The sequence below is a fragment of the Comamonas kerstersii genome, assembly GCF_002056725.1.
Lineage (GTDB): Bacteria > Pseudomonadota > Gammaproteobacteria > Burkholderiales > Burkholderiaceae_C > Comamonas > Comamonas kerstersii.
The window spans coordinates 368,811-382,002 of the sequence record NZ_CP020121.1; the positions used below are offsets into that span (position 1 = coordinate 368,811).

The 13,192-nt window shown below is 57.1% G+C and carries 13 protein-coding genes and 1 tRNA gene; 1 reads left to right on the top strand and 13 read right to left on the bottom strand.

The window, feature by feature from the left end:
- Positions 1 to 5: 5 nt before the first annotated feature.
- The 13 genes from nuoH to rpsO form a co-directional block, all read right to left on the bottom strand.
- Complete coding sequence (gene nuoH, locus B5M06_RS01690; protein WP_054066768.1) at positions 6 to 1,082, bottom strand: NADH-quinone oxidoreductase subunit NuoH; 1,077 nt, start codon at positions 1,080 to 1,082, stop codon at positions 6 to 8.
- Entirely contained in the window at positions 1,079 to 3,199 is a 2,121-nt protein-coding gene (nuoG, locus tag B5M06_RS01695; protein WP_054066769.1) for an NADH-quinone oxidoreductase subunit NuoG, read from the bottom strand. Before nuoG ends, nuoH begins: the two co-directional genes overlap by 4 nt.
- A 20-nt stretch (positions 3,200 to 3,219) precedes the next feature.
- The gene (gene nuoF, locus B5M06_RS01700; RefSeq protein ID WP_054066770.1) at positions 3,220 to 4,593 is read right to left on the bottom strand and encodes an NADH-quinone oxidoreductase subunit NuoF; all 1,374 of its coding nucleotides are present in this window, start codon (positions 4,591 to 4,593) and stop codon (positions 3,220 to 3,222) included.
- Positions 4,590 to 5,081, bottom strand: coding sequence for an NADH-quinone oxidoreductase subunit NuoE (gene nuoE / locus B5M06_RS01705; RefSeq protein WP_054066771.1), 492 nt, complete (start codon positions 5,079 to 5,081; stop codon positions 4,590 to 4,592). Before nuoE ends, nuoF begins: the two co-directional genes overlap by 4 nt.
- Complete coding sequence (locus tag B5M06_RS01710) at positions 5,078 to 6,331, bottom strand: NADH-quinone oxidoreductase subunit D (RefSeq protein ID WP_054066772.1); 1,254 nt, start codon at positions 6,329 to 6,331, stop codon at positions 5,078 to 5,080. Before B5M06_RS01710 ends, nuoE begins: the two co-directional genes overlap by 4 nt.
- A gap of 29 nt (positions 6,332 to 6,360) precedes the next feature.
- Positions 6,361 to 6,969: an NADH-quinone oxidoreductase subunit C gene (locus B5M06_RS01715; RefSeq protein WP_054066773.1), complete on the bottom strand. Its 609-nt coding sequence runs from the start codon at positions 6,967 to 6,969 to the stop codon at positions 6,361 to 6,363.
- Positions 6,970 to 6,981: 12 nt separating this feature from the next.
- Entirely contained in the window at positions 6,982 to 7,461 is a 480-nt protein-coding gene (locus B5M06_RS01720; protein WP_042418791.1) for a NuoB/complex I 20 kDa subunit family protein, read from the bottom strand.
- A gap of 30 nt (positions 7,462 to 7,491) precedes the next feature.
- Positions 7,492 to 7,851, bottom strand: a complete 360-nt coding sequence (locus B5M06_RS01725; RefSeq protein ID WP_077345199.1) for an NADH-quinone oxidoreductase subunit A — start codon at positions 7,849 to 7,851, stop codon at positions 7,492 to 7,494.
- 71 nt (positions 7,852 to 7,922) lie between these two features.
- A tRNA-Leu gene (locus B5M06_RS01730) sits at positions 7,923 to 8,007 on the bottom strand.
- Between the two features lie 126 nt (positions 8,008 to 8,133).
- Positions 8,134 to 8,508: a preprotein translocase subunit SecG gene (gene secG, locus B5M06_RS01735; protein WP_054066775.1), complete on the bottom strand. Its 375-nt coding sequence runs from the start codon at positions 8,506 to 8,508 to the stop codon at positions 8,134 to 8,136.
- Between the two features lie 34 nt (positions 8,509 to 8,542).
- The gene (tpiA, locus tag B5M06_RS01740; RefSeq protein ID WP_054066776.1) at positions 8,543 to 9,289 is read right to left on the bottom strand and encodes a triose-phosphate isomerase; all 747 of its coding nucleotides are present in this window, start codon (positions 9,287 to 9,289) and stop codon (positions 8,543 to 8,545) included.
- 175 nt (positions 9,290 to 9,464) lie between these two features.
- A complete protein-coding gene (pnp, locus tag B5M06_RS01745) occupies positions 9,465 to 11,651 on the bottom strand; it encodes a polyribonucleotide nucleotidyltransferase (RefSeq protein ID WP_054066777.1) in 2,187 nt (728 codons plus the stop codon).
- Between the two features lie 215 nt (positions 11,652 to 11,866).
- Entirely contained in the window at positions 11,867 to 12,133 is a 267-nt protein-coding gene (gene rpsO / locus B5M06_RS01750) for a 30S ribosomal protein S15 (RefSeq protein WP_054066814.1), read from the bottom strand.
- 475 nt (positions 12,134 to 12,608) lie between these two features.
- Here rpsO and B5M06_RS01755 point away from each other — a divergent pair, with 475 nt between their 5' ends.
- Positions 12,609 to 13,175 carry a GspH/FimT family pseudopilin gene (locus tag B5M06_RS01755; protein WP_080025140.1) on the top strand — a complete coding sequence of 189 codons (567 nt, stop codon included), beginning with the start codon at positions 12,609 to 12,611 and terminating at the stop codon, positions 13,173 to 13,175.
- Positions 13,176 to 13,192 lie beyond the last annotated feature (17 nt).

The window sequence follows — 13,192 nt, forward strand, 5'->3', positions numbered from 1 at the left end:
CCCGCTTAATTCCAAATATTCCAAGGCGAGTGCAGCCATGCACCCACGATGACCAGCCACACCAGCGTGACAGGGATAAAGATCTTCCAGCCCAGACGCATGATCTGGTCATAACGGAAGCGAGGGAATGTGGCGCGGATCCAGATAAACAGACTCACCACAATTGCCGTCTTCAGCGCCAGCCAGATCCAGCCGGGGATGAAGGACAACGCTTCTACAGGAGGCAGCCAGCCGCCCAGGAACATGATCACCGTCAGGATGGAGACCAGCCACATGCAGGCATATTCCGCCAGGAAGAAGATCGCAAAGCCCATGCCCGAGTACTCGACCATGTGACCAGCCACAATTTCAGACTCGCCTTCCACCACGTCAAAGGGGTGACGGTTGGTTTCAGCCACACCGGAAATCATGTAGACGAAGAAGATTGGCAGCAGGGGCAGCCAGTTCCAGGACAGGAAGCTCAGGCCCATGTCGGCAAAAGTACCCTGCCCTTGGCTCATCACGATCTGCGACAGGTTCATGCTGCCTGTCACCATGATCACGATCAGGAAACAGAAGCCCATGGCGATTTCATAGCTCACCATCTGTGCCGAAGCACGCAGCGCACCCAGAAAGGCGTACTTGGAGTTCGATGCCCAGCCCGCAATGATCACACCATACACCTCGATGGAGGTAATGGCCATCACCAGCAGCAGGCCTGCATTCACATTGGCCAGCGCGACGTCTGGGCCAAAGGGAATCACTGCCCAGGCAGCCAGCGCAGGCATGATGGACATCACAGGGCCTACATAGAACAGGCCCTTGGAGGCCACGGTGGGCATGATCAGTTCTTTGGTCAGCAGCTTCAAGCCGTCAGCGATAGGCTGCAGCAGACCCCAGGGACCCACACGGTTAGGGCCGGGACGCACCTGCATCCAGCCCAGGAACTTGCGCTCCCACAGTGTCAGATAGGCAATGGCCAGCATCAGCGGAACAATGACCGCCACAATGCCGAGCAAAATCCAGATAACTGGCCAGGCTGCGTCAGTCCACCAGGTGGCATCCACCAGGCCGGCGCCTGCAATCTTGAGTTCGTCAATCATGCGGCACCTCCCACTTGTGCCTGGCGTGCATCCGCTGTCAGTTGCAGCGATGGCGCACGACGGACAATGCTGTCCAGTTGATAGATGCTTGCAACCACGGGCTCAGCCACTGGGCCTGCTGGCACCTGAATGACGGTTTTTGTGGCATTGCTCAGAACCTGTGCGGGCACTTGTGTAGTGTCTGCACCGATGGCGGTACGCAGCACGTCCTGCGACGATTCATAGTCCACACCCTGGACACCCAGCAGGTTGGCCAGCACACGTAGCACCTTCCATGCAGGACGGGTTTCGCCCAGAGGCTTAACCACAGCGTGAAAGCTCTGCACGCGACCTTCGGCATTCACAAAGCTGCCAGAGGTTTCCGTGAAAGGAGCAATGGGCAGCAGCACGTCGCTGATGTCCAGATTGGTCTTGAATGGGCTGAGCGTCACCACCATTTCGGACTTGTTCAGCCCCTGCAGTGCCTGCTGACCCGCAGCGCTATCCAGCGCTGGTTCATTGTTCAGCAAGATGGTGGCCTTCAGACCCCCTGCGATCATCTGCGCCGCATGCAAGCCATTGGCCTGAGGCTGCGCCTTGACCCACTGTGCACCCACCGTGTTGGCAGCTTCCGTCAGATAACCCACGGTAGCGCCTGTCTGCTCGCCAATCCAGTTAGCCAGTGCCAGCAGCTCAGCTGCATGGGCGTGGTGAGCGGCTGCATTGCCCAGCAAGATCGCCTTGCGCTCACCAGCGATCAGCGCCTGTGCAATCGCATCAGCTTCAACATTGGCCTGACCCGCCACGGGTGCCTGCACGCCCTTGGCCTGTGCCACAGCAGCAGCCACATCGGCCAGTGCCTGCGCCCAGTCCTGTGCAGCAACCACCGAGGCTGTCACAGGCATGGCCCAGTCATAGACCTTGGCATTTAGTGCAAACACCTGGCAACCCTTCTTGGTGGCCTGGCGAATGCGCTGTGCGAACAGCGGATGGTCCTTGCGCAGGTTAGAGCCTACCACCAGCGCCGCTTGCAGATCCGACAGTGCAGCGATCGAAGTGCCTAGCCAGCGCACGCCTTCGGCTGCATTGAACTGAGCATGGCGCAGACGCCAGTCGATGTTGTCACTGCCAATACCACGCAGCAGCTGGCCGGTCAGGAACAACTCCTCCAGCGTGCTGTGCGGGCTGACCAGCGCACCAATGCTTTGGGCACCGTGCTGGTCCTTGATCTGTTTCAGACCATTGGCTACATATTCGAGCGCTGTCTGCCAGTCCACAGCCTTCCACTCGCCACCCTGCTTGATCATGGGCTGTGTCAGACGGTCTTCGCCGTTGAGCGCTTCATAAGAGAAACGGTCACGGTCGGCAATCCAGCATTCATTGACAGCTTCGTTCTCGAAAGGAACGACACGCATCACCTTGTGGTTCTTCACCTGCACGATCAGGTTGGCACCTGTGGAGTCATGGGGTGATACCGACTTGCGACGCGACAGCTCCCAGGTACGGGCGCTGTAACGGAAAGGCTTGCTGGTCAGTGCACCCACGGGGCACAGGTCAATCATGTTGCCGGACAGTTCCGAATCCACGGTATCGCCAGCCACAGTAGTGATCTCAGAGTGCTCACCACGGTTTACCATGCCCAGCTCCATGACGCCAGCGATTTCCTGGCCGAAGCGCACGCAGCGGGTGCAATGGATGCAGCGGCTCATCTCTTCCATGGAGATCAGCGGACCGACGTCCTTGTGGGGCACCACACGCTTTTCTTCTTCGTAGCGCGAACCTGTACCGCCGTAACCGACGGCCAGGTCTTGCAGCTGGCACTCACCGCCCTGATCGCAGATGGGGCAATCCAGGGGGTGGTTAATCAGCAGGAACTCCATCACCGATTGCTGCGCCTTGATGGCTTTCTCGCTCTTGGTACGAACGATCATGCCTTGCGTCACAGGCGTGGCGCATGCAGGCAAAGGCTTGGGCGCCTTTTCCACATCAACCAGGCACATGCGGCAGTTGGCAGCAATGGACAGCTTCTTGTGGTAGCAAAAGTGCGGAATGTAGGTGCCAGCCTTCTCAGCAGCATGCATGACCATGCTGCCGGGAGCGACCTCCACCTTCTTGCCGTCTAGTTCAATTTCAACCATATGTCTCTCGCCTCTCGCGATCAGGCAGCAGTGGAGCCAGACTTGGCAGCCGCGGCAATCTTGGCTTCAAATTCGTGGCGGAAATGCTTGATCATGGCGCGCACCGGCATGGCCGCTGCATCGCCCAGCGCACAAATGGTGCGCCCCATGATGTTGACGGACACGGAGTCCAGCAACTCGATATCTTCCGGACGGCCCTCACCTTCGTGGATGCGCTTGACCACACGCCACAACCAGCCTGTACCTTCACGGCATGGTGTGCACTGGCCACAGGACTCGTGCGAATAGAAGTAGGACAGGCGCAGCAGGCTTTCCACCATGTCACGCGAGTCGTCCATCACAATCACAGCGCCAGAACCCAGCATGGAACCTGCCTTGGAGATGGAGTCATAGTCCATCGTGCATTCCATGATGATGTCGGCAGGCAGCACTGGGGAAGACGAACCACCAGGAATCACAGCCTTGAGCTTGCGACCCGTGCGTACACCACCAGCCAGCTCCAGCAGCTTGCTGAAAGGCGTACCCAGTGGCACTTCATAGTTACCGGGCAGGTTCACATCACCGCTGACAGAGAAAATCTTGGTGCCGCCGTTGTTGGGCTTGCCGCACTCCAGATAGGCCTGACCACCGTTGCGGATGATCCATGGCACTGCCGCGAAAGTCTCGGTGTTGTTGATGGTCGTGGGCTTGCCATACAGACCAAAGCTGGCGGGGAATGGCGGCTTGAAGCGGGGCTGTCCCTTCTTGCCTTCCAGCGATTCCAGCAATGCGGTTTCTTCACCGCAGATGTAGGCGCCAAAACCATGGTGGGCATGCAGCTGGAAGCTGAAGTCAGAGCCCAGAATGTTGTTGCCCAGATAACCTGCGGCACGCGCCTCTTCCAGCGCAGCTTCAAAGCGTTCGTAGGCCTGGAAGATTTCGCCGTGGATGTAGTTATAGCCCACGGAGATACCCATCGCGTACGCGGCAATGATCATGCCTTCGATCACGATGTGGGGGTTGTGCATCAGGATCTCGCGGTCCTTGCAAGTGCCTGGTTCACCCTCGTCAGAGTTGCAAACCAGATACTTCTGACCGGGGAACTGACGTGGCATGAAGCTCCACTTCAGGCCAGTGGGGAAGCCCGCACCACCACGGCCACGCAGGCCAGATTCCTTCACGGTGGCAATGACTTCATCCTGCGTCATGCCATTGCCGCCGTCCTTGCCCAGCAGCTTCTTCAGAGCCTGATAACCACCACGCGCTTCGTAGTCCTTAATGGACCAGTTGCTGCCATCCAGACCTTCGTAGATCTGAGGGTTGATGTGGCGACCGTGAAAGCAGGTCTCGTTGCCCGAAGCAACGAACTTAGCCAGCACAGCATTGGCAGCAGGATTGTTCAAAATCGTGCTCATGCCTTACCCTCCGCAGCCTTGAGGCCATCGACGAGCGCGTCCAGCTTTTCGTTGCTCATGAAGCTGCACATGCAGCGATCGTTCACCAGCATCACTGGGGCATCCGCACAAGCACCCAGGCACTCAGACTGCTGCAGTGTAAACAGTCCATCAGGCGTGGTTTCCCCCATCTTGATGCCCAGCTTTGCTTCCAGATGGTGCAGTGCGTCGTAGCCATTGCGCAGCTTGCAAGGCAGGTTGGTGCAGACGTTCAACTTGTACTTGCCCACGGGCTTCTGGTTGTACATGTTGTAGAACGTCGTGACTTCGTGGACAGCAATCTCAGGCATGCCCAGCACTTCAGCGATGACTGCCTCGCTCTCAGGACTTACCCAGCCCAGCTCCTGCTGCACGATGGACAGACATGCCATCACTGCAGATTGCTTCTGGTCTTCCGGGTACTTGGCCACTTCGCGCGCAAAACGCGCTTTGGTCGCTTCAGTAATCATCGGTCAATCTCTCCGAACACGATATCCATGGTGCCGATCACTGCCACCACGTCGGACAACATGTGGCCGCTGACCACTTCGTCCATCATTGCCAAGTGCGCAAAACCTGGTGCACGAATCTTCAGGCGATATGGCTTGTTGGCGCCATCACTCACCATGTAGATACCAAACTCGCCCTTGGGGTGCTCCACCGCTGCATAAGCCTCGCCTTCCGGTACACGGAAGCCTTCGGTAAACAGCTTGAAGTGGTGGATCAGCGACTCCATGTTGGACTTCATGTCCTCGCGGGAAGGTGGCGCCACCTTGTGGTTTTCCGTGATGACGGGGCCGGGGTTGGCACGCAACCATTTCACGCACTGCTTGATGAGTTCATTGGACTGGCGCATTTCAGCCACACGCACCAGGTAGCGGTCATAGCAGTCGCCCGTCTTGCCTACGGGGATGTCGAAATCCAGCTCGTCGTAGACTTCATAGGGCTGCTTCTTGCGCAAGTCCCACGCAATGCCAGAGCCACGCAGCATGGGGCCGGTAAAACCCATGTTCAGTGCACGCTCAGGCGTCACCACGCCAATACCCACCATACGCTGCTTCCAGATACGGTTGTCCGTCAGCAGATGTTCATACTCGTCCACACACTTGGGGAAGCGGTTGGTGAAGTCTTCGATGAAGTCCAGCAGCGAGCCCTGACGGTTGGCATTGAGCTTTTCAATACCCTTGGCATTGCGCACCTTGCTGGCCTTGAACTGGGGCATGGTGTCAGGCAGATCACGATAGACGCCACCGGGACGGAAGTAAGCTGCGTGCATGCGCGCGCCAGAAACGGCTTCGTACATGTCAAACAGGTCTTCACGCTCACGGAAGGTGTACATCAGCACGGTCGATGCGCCACAGTCCATGCCGTTGGAGCCCAGCCACATCAGGTGATTGAGCAGGCGTGTGATTTCGCTGTACATCACACGGATGTACTGCGCACGCTTGGGCACCTCAATGCCCAGCAGCTTTTCGATCGCCAGACAGTAAGCGTGCTCATTGCACATCATGGACACATAGTCCAGGCGGTCCATATAGGGCAGCGACTGGATATAGGTCTTGTGCTCAGCAAGCTTTTCTGTAGCACGGTGCAGCAGTCCCACGTGGGGGTCAGCGCGCTGCACCACTTCACCGTCCAGTTCCAGCACCAGACGCAGCACACCGTGCGCTGCCGGGTGCTGAGGACCAAAGTTGATAGAGTAATTTTTGATTTCAGCCATGATCGTCAACCAGCAGGCTCAAGTGCCTGTCAGTGCAGGCCTCCGTAGTTCTCTTCACGGATGATGCGTGGCGTGTTTTCGCGCGGCTCAATCGTGACAGGTTGATAGACCACGCGACGCTGTTCAGTGTCGTACGCCATTTCGACGTGACCAGACAGCGGGAAGTCCTTGCGGAAAGGATGACCGATAAAGCCGTAATCGGTCAGGATGCGGCGCAGGTCCGTATGCCCTTCGAACACGATGCCAAACAGGTCAAACGCTTCTCGCTCAAACCAGTTGGCGCTGCTCCACAAGTTCATCACGGATGGAACCATGGGGAAGTCATCATCAGCGCAGTAAGTGCGCACGCGGATACGCTGATTCAAGCTGACGGACAGCAGGTGTACCACAACTGCAAAGCGAGAACCCTCGGTTCCCATGTCTTTGTAAGTCGAATAGTCCACACCACACAGATCAATCAGTTGTTCAAACTGACAGCCTGGTGTGTCGCGCAGCTTGCGCATGACTTCAAGGTAATTTGAGGAAGCAACTTCGACAGTTACTTCCCCGAGCTTAATGGTAACGCTGCGGACTTGGTCGCCCAATGCAGCAGCCACCAGATCCCGAAGTGCTTCGGGCTGAATAGCAAAAGCGGACATCCTCTCGGCTCCTTAAACGCGGGCGATGGTGTTCGTGCGGCGAATTTTTTGCTGCAGCTGGATGATGCCGTAGATCAGCGCTTCGGCTGTGGGCGGGCAGCCCGGCACATAAACATCCACTGGAACAATACGGTCGCAGCCACGCACGACCGAGTAGCTGTAGTGGTAGTAGCCACCACCATTGGCGCACGAGCCCATCGAGAGCACCCAGCGAGGCTCTGACATCTGGTCATACACCTTGCGCAAAGCGGGCGCCATCTTGTTGCACAGCGTACCCGCCACAATCATCAGGTCTGACTGACGGGGCGAGGGACGAAACACTTCCGCTCCGAAACGCGCCAAGTCATAGCGAGCAGCAGCAGCGTGCATCATCTCCACAGCGCAGCACGCCAAACCGAATGTCATTGGCCAGATAGAGCCGGTCTTGGCCCAGTTCACTACGGCGTCATAGCTCGTAGTGACGAAGCCTTCCTTCATCACGCCTTCAATCATCGTGTGTCCTTTTTTGAGGAGTGCGTGTACTTATTCCCAGTTCAGAGCGCCCTTTTTCCATTCGTAGACAAAGCCAACGACAAGGACGGTCAGAAAGATGAGAACAGCGACGAAACCGGTCATGCCTACGTCTTGCAGCGCAACGGCCCAAGGCAGCAGGAAAGCGATTTCCAAGTCAAACAGGATGAAGAGAATGGCGATCAGATAGAAGCGAACGTCGAACTTCATTCGAGCGTCTTCGAAAGCTTCAAAGCCACATTCGTAAGGGGAATTCTTGGCAGCGTCTGGGCGATTGGGACCCAAGATATAGCCAAGTACGAGGGGAACTACTCCCACAGCGATGCCCACCAAGATGAAAAGCAGGACCGGGAGATATTGCTCGAGGTTCATGTGAGGTCGCGTCTTCCGCTTGTTGACCTTGCCCCGACCACTGCCTGATCATGGGCAGGCTGTATTTATGATGGTGCCGTCGGCGAGACTCGAACTCGCACAGCTTTCGCCACTACCCCCTCAAGATAGCGTGTCTACCAATTCCACCACGACGGCTTGAAGTCTCAAAATGCTCAGATCGCATGAGGCGCCCCCTCTAACTGGGCTATAGCTCTCCGAGCAATCCCTGAATTCTAGCCTGAAAATCACCGTACAAAAGTAATTTTCAGGCGTTTGATTCAATTATTTCGAGAGAATCGCATCCGCACCCTTGACAGGCGCTGCAGGCACAGAGTCATCCACCACCGCTGGCTCAGCAGCAGGTGCTGCAGGCACAGTCACTGGCACGCTTTCGAGCACACTACCCGTGCTGGCTGGACGCTGATTGCCCAGATATGCCAGCGCCAGTGTCGACACCAGAAATACCGTTGCCAAAACCGCTGTACTGCGGGACAAAAAGTTGGCACTGCCACTGGCGCCAAACAGGCTGCCCGAAGCGCCACTGCCAAACGCAGCACCCATGTCCGCACCTTTACCGTGCTGCATCAAGATCAGACCAATCATGGCCAGTGCCGACAGGATCTGCACCGCCAAAATCAATGTCGCAAACGCGCTCATTCCTACTCCTTCGTTAAAACTCAGGCAACAGCCATCAGTTGGCCGCTGCAATGATCTGCAAAAAGTCTGCCGCCTTCAGCGAAGCGCCACCCACCAGACCGCCATCGATATCAGGCTGCGCCAGCAGCTGTGCAGCATTCGCCGCATTCATGCTGCCGCCATAGAGCAACGGCACGCGCGCCGCATGCTCTGTTGCAGCTGCCAGCTGAGCACGCAGTACTGCATGCACAGCCTGTGCCTGCTCAGGCGTTGCCGTCTTGCCGGTACCAATGGCCCACACAGGCTCATAGGCCACAACGACTTCGCTGATGCAATGGCCCAGCTGCTGAATCACAGCTGCCAGCTGGCGCTTGACGACTTCTTCAGTCTTGCCAGCTTCTCGCTCTTCCAGAGTCTCACCCACACAAACAATGGGAGTGATGCCCTTGGCCAATGCAGCCTGCGCCTTGGCCGCCACCACAGCGTCTGTTTCACCATGGTACTGACGTCGCTCGGAGTGCCCGACCAAGGTGTAACGCACACCAAACTCTTTGAGCATGTCTGCAGACACTTCACCGGTGTATGCACCCTTTTCATGCTGCGACACATCCTGTGCAGCCAGCGCAATGGACGAACCCTGCACCAGCGCCTGCACCTGCGACAGATACAGTGAAGGAACAGCTACTCCGACACCGCAGGTCAGCGCAGCAGGCATACCCTGCACCAGCGCAGACAGCAACTCTGCATTGGCTTGCAGGCTGCCATTCATCTTCCAGTTGCCAACAATCAGTTTTTTCTTCATGGGGTCACAACATCATCAAGACAGATGGATCTCATACCGTGATGCAGCAGGCTTATCTGGTTACGCAAAAAGGATTTAAGCCAAATATGGCTTAAACCCTTGTGTCGCAAGCGATAAAAGCTCACATCTCGATAGCAGCACCACTATTCAGTGATGCCGCCACAAAGCTTACGCTTTATTGCTGCTGAGGCTGCTCGCCAGCCTCAGGTGCTGCGCGGTGTTCACCACGAGGCTGACGCTCGGCACGCTCTGCACGCTCTGCAGGTGCAGGACGCTCCAGCAGCGCCTTCATGGACAGCTTCACGCGACCCTTGTCGTCAGTTTCCAGCACCTTGACCTTCACAACCTGACCCTCCTTCAGGTAGTCAGTCACCTTCTCTACGCGCTCGTGGGCGATCTGGCTGATGTGCAGCAGACCATCCTTGCCGGGCAGCAGGTTCACCAGTGCGCCGAAGTCCAGAATCTTGACGATGGGGCCTTCATAGATCTTGCCGATCTCCACTTCAGCCGTGATCTCTTCGATGCGCTTCTTGGCAGCCTCCGCCTTGTCGCCGTCGGTTGCAGCGATGGTGATGGTGCCGTCTTCCTCGATATTGATCTGGGTACCGGTTTCTTCGGTCAGCGCACGGATAGTGGCGCCACCCTTGCCGATCACATCACGGATCTTCTCGGGGTTGATCTTCATCGTGAACAGCTTGGGCGCGAAGGAAGAGATTTCCGCCTTGGCTTCACCCATGGCTTCCTGCATCTTGCCCAGGATGTGCATGCGCGCTTCCTTGGCCTGAGCCAGTGCCACTTGCATGATTTCCTTGGTGATACCCTGGATCTTGATGTCCATCTGCAGGGCGGTAATACCGTTGGTCGTACCGGCCACCTTGAAGTCCATGTCGCCCAGGTGATCCTCGTCACCCAGAATGTCGGTCAGCACGGCAAAGCGGTTGTCTTCCTTGATCAGGCCCATGGCGATACCCGCCACGTGCGCCTTCATGGGTACACCAGCATCCATCAGCGACAGGCAGCCGCCGCACACCGAAGCCATGGACGAAGAACCGTTGGATTCCGTGATTTCCGACACCACGCGAACGGTGTAAGGGAATTCGTCCTTGGAAGGCAGACAAGCCACCAGTGCGCGCTTGGCCAGACGACCGTGACCGATTTCGCGGCGCTTGGTCGAACCCATGCGACCGACTTCACCGGTTGCAAAAGGAGGCATGTTGTAGTGGAAGATGAAGGAATCATCAAACTCACCCGCCAACGCGTCGATCTTCTGTGCATCACGCTCTGTACCCAGCGTGGTCACAACCAGCGCCTGGGTTTCGCCGCGTGTGAACAGGGCCGAACCGTGGGTGCGAGGCAGCACGGAAGTACGGATTTCGATGGGGCGCACAGTACGTGTGTCACGGCCGTCGATACGGGGCTCACCTGCCAGAATCTGCGAGCGCACGATGCGTGCTTCGATGTCAAACAGCATGCCTTCGACCTTGACAGCATCGAACTCCACGCCTTGCGCGGCCAGCGCATCCTTGACCTTGGCATAGGCCTCGCGGCAGGCTTGCGTACGCACTTGCTTGTTACGCTGCTGATAGGCTGCGCGCAGCAGCTCTTCACCCAGCTCGGTCACCTTGGCGATCAGCGCCTCATCCTTGGCTGGAGGCGTCCAGTCCCAAGCGGGCTTGCCACCTTCACGCACCAGATCATGGATGGCGTCAATTGCAATCTTGCCTTGCTCGTGGCCATAGACCACAGCACCCAGCATCACTTCTTCAGGCAGTTGCTGCGCTTCGGATTCCACCATCAGCACAGCGGTTTCAGTACCTGCCACCACCAGATCCATCAGCGAATCCTTGCGCTGCGTCTGACCGGGGTTCAGCACGTATTCGCCATTGATGTAACCCACGCGGGCAGCACCAATAGGACCATTGAAAGGAATGCCAGACACAGCCAGCGCTGCGGAAGTGGCAATCATGGCGGCGATGTCGGCATCCACTTCAGGGTTCAACGAGATGGTGTGGATCACCACGTGCACATCGTTGTAGAAACCTTCGGGGAACAGAGGACGGATAGGACGGTCGATCAGACGCGAAGTCAGCGTTTCCAGCTCCGAGGGCTTGGCTTCACGCTTGAAGAAGCTGCCAGGGATCTTGCCGGCTGCGTAGGTCTTCTCGATGTAGTCCACGGTCAGAGGGAAGAAATCCTGACCAGCCTTGGCCTGCTTGGAGCCCACCACGGTAGCCAGTACCACGGTGTCGTCCATATTCACCAGCACAGCACCGGAAGCCTGGCGTGCAATTTCGCCCGTTTCCATGGTGACCGTGTGCTGACCCCACTTGAAAGTCTTGGTGACCTTGTTGAACATCGTCATGTATTTACTCCTGTTTATATAGCTGGATACGCTCATCCAGCCTTGATTTGGAGGCAAAACAGAACACGATGCCATTCCAGAAGCGCGCTAGCAGCTATCAAAACAAGAGCCAACACGTTATTGGAATGACACAGCTTCGCTCTGTTTGCCTGTTCCAAAGTAAAAAACGCCTGAGCTAGGCAATCTAACTCAGGCGTTCCGATCTTGCACTGTGCTTACTTACGCAGGCCCAGCTTGGCGATCAGCGCTGTGTAACGCTCTGCGTCCTTAGCCTTCAGGTAGTCCAGCAGCTTGCGACGACGGCTCACCATACGCAGCAGGCCACGACGACCGTGGTGGTCCTTGGCGTGTTGCTTGAAGTGGGGAGTCAGTTCGTTGATGCGAGCAGTCAGCAGAGCCACTTGCACTTCTGGGCTACCAGTGTCGTTTTCGGAACGAGCATTGGCCTTGACAACTTCAGCCTTCTTATCGGCAGCGATCATTTTGATTTCCTTCATTAGCAGCCGGCTTCTTCAAGCCAGCCTTGGTTACTTGCGCCACGGGCTGGAAGGGCTCGCAGCGTGCGTCTTGCACCATGCAAAACCTGACTATTGTACCTGATGCGCCTATTGACCAGAAAACTGTGGCGCATCCCTGTCTGCAGATGGCTAGGGCGTGTTCACGTAAAGCTTGGGAATTCGCGTTGAAGGCTTGGGGATGGGATGCTAGGCGCGGTGGCGCAGCAATGCCGAGCGCCTTGCAAGCCGCCGCAACAACGCAGACCGCCCCAAGCCTTCAACCCCATTTGTGATCTCCATCATCAGGGGCAGCGAACCCAATGTTGATGTGAACACGCCCTAGAGCAAGGTCAATACCCGCACCAGATGACCATGCCATGCTTGCCACTCATCCCCTACAAAGGTCACGCTGGTCAGACATACCAACAAAGACCTACTGCTCTTTGCTAACTTCTCCTACATGCCTCATTGCCTACCAACCATCAAGAAAACGAACCGCCTGCGCCAGACAGGCCTGACTTTGGTTGAGCTCATGACCACCCTCGCCATACTGGCTGTGCTCGCCGCTATTGCAGCACCCAGCTTTACATCACTGTTTGAGCGCTGGCGTACCAGCCAGGCCATCTCAGCCTTTGAGTCGACCCTGGCTTTTGCACGCTCGGAAGCCATTCGCCGCGGAGGAGGCATCTCCATCATTCGAAGCACTACGCAAGATTGTGGCGGCCAGGCCAGCAACGCATGGCAATGTGGCTGGACTGTCAGTCTGGACAGCAATGCCGACGGAACCGCTGACGCCAACACTGCGCCACTCCAAATCGTAGAAGCACTGCGAAGCACCACAGCTACAGCTTCCGGAAATGCAGGATTTATTGCAGTGGACCGCTGGGGTGCTCTGAGACTGAACAACACATCCACCAACTTTAGCCTGCAGGTCATGCCCAAAGGCAAGAACATCAGCCAGGGCAGCACGCTGTGCATCTACCCCGGTGGCCGTTTGCAACAGACCAAAGGCTCCTCAAGCTGCTGATCGCCACCGCCAGTCCA